This is a genomic window from Bifidobacterium sp. (assembly GCF_051876855.1).
Taxonomy (GTDB): Bacteria; Actinomycetota; Actinomycetes; order Actinomycetales; family Bifidobacteriaceae; genus Bifidobacterium.
The window spans coordinates 125174-126603 of record NZ_JBJEIH010000024.1 but is presented as its reverse complement, the minus strand read 5'-3'; the positions used below and the strand labels follow the sequence as shown (position 1 = coordinate 126603).

Genomic DNA, 1430 nt, shown 5'->3' with positions numbered 1-1430 from the left:
TCCAACAACCCATACTCCGCGCGAACCGGTCGCATGAGCGGATCGTGGACCATCGCGCTGCGGCGTCGTCCGCCCACCGAAGCCAGCAACGCATCCAGCGTGCCTTCTCCCCCATCAGCCATCGGCGCAATATCGCAACACGCCGTCGGGCAAGCCACCTGCACCCCGCGCGCGACCGCACGACACGCCGCTACGGCGTCAAGCGAGCCCTTGAACGAATCCATCGCAATGAGAAACTTCACGGCTCCAGCCTAAGATAAGGACGCAACCAGCGGCACAGCACTGCACGATACGGCACTGCACGATAGATACGGCACGGCACAATCCGGACATCCGCAGCCGAAAGCCGACCACCCGCGCACCGCACGAACAGCCAGCACGAACGCCGCACACGAACCCAGCATGCAGGAGACAACGATGCCCTCAGCAACCAACGCCACCGGAATCAGCACATACACGCCATCCCCAGACCGGTACGAGACCATGCCCTACCGGCGAAGCGGCCGAAGCGGTCTGAAACTGCCTGCCATTAGCCTCGGCTTTTGGCATAATTTCGGCGATTTCTCGTCATACGACACGATGAAACACCTGTGCTTCACCGCATTCGACCACGGCATCACGCATTTCGACCTCGCCAACAACTATGGGCCGGAACCCGGCAGCGCCGAACGCAACGCCGGCAGGATTTTGCACGATTATTTCGGTGCGCACCGCGACGAGCTGGTCATCAGCACCAAAGCCGGATTCGACATGTGGCCCGGCCCATACGGCGACCACGGCAGCCGCAAATACCTGCTCGCCAGCCTCGACCAGAGTCTGACGCGACTCGGCCTTGACTACGTCGACATCTTCTACCATCACTGCCCCGACCCGGACACGCCGCTCGAGGAAACCATGGGTGCGCTCGCGCAGGCGGTCACCAGCGGCAAGGCGCTGTACGTGGGCCTGTCGAACTATGACGGGCAGCGGCTCGAAGCGGCAGCCGCGATTCTTGACGAGTTGCATGTGCCGTTCATCATCGCGCAGAACCGCTACAACATCCTTGACCGGACCGTGGAACACAACGGACTGCTCGATGCCGTCAGCCGGCTGGGCAAAGGGCTGATCACTTACAGCCCGCTCGACCAGGGGCTGCTCACCAACCGGTATCTAGACGGGATTCCCGCGGATTCGCGCGTGGCCCGGGACGGCCGGTTCCTCACCGAAGCCGACGTGGCACGCACACATGACGCGATTGTAGCGTTGAATACGATTGCCGCTGCGCGCGGGCAAAGTCTTGCGGATATGGCGCTCGCCTGGCTGCTGCGCAAGAGCGAAGTGACCAGCGTGCTCGTGGGTGCTTCCCGACCTCAGCAGCTGCTCGACAGTATCGGCGCGTTGAACGGGCCTGATTTCACCGATGACGAGCTCGCCGCCATCGACCGGATTGC

Annotated in this window: 2 protein-coding genes; one reads left to right on the top strand and one right to left on the bottom strand. The window is 62.7% G+C overall.

The features are described from left to right. On the bottom strand, window positions 1-242 hold a 242-nt coding region (locus ACI38B_RS02110), incomplete at its 3' end, for a glycerate kinase (protein WP_439729322.1). Window positions 243-417: 175 nt separating this feature from the next. Between ACI38B_RS02110 and ACI38B_RS02105 the strand changes: the two genes are divergently transcribed. Beyond that, window positions 418-1430: aldo/keto reductase (locus ACI38B_RS02105; RefSeq protein ID WP_439729321.1), on the top strand; the 1013-nt coding region annotated here is incomplete at its 3' end.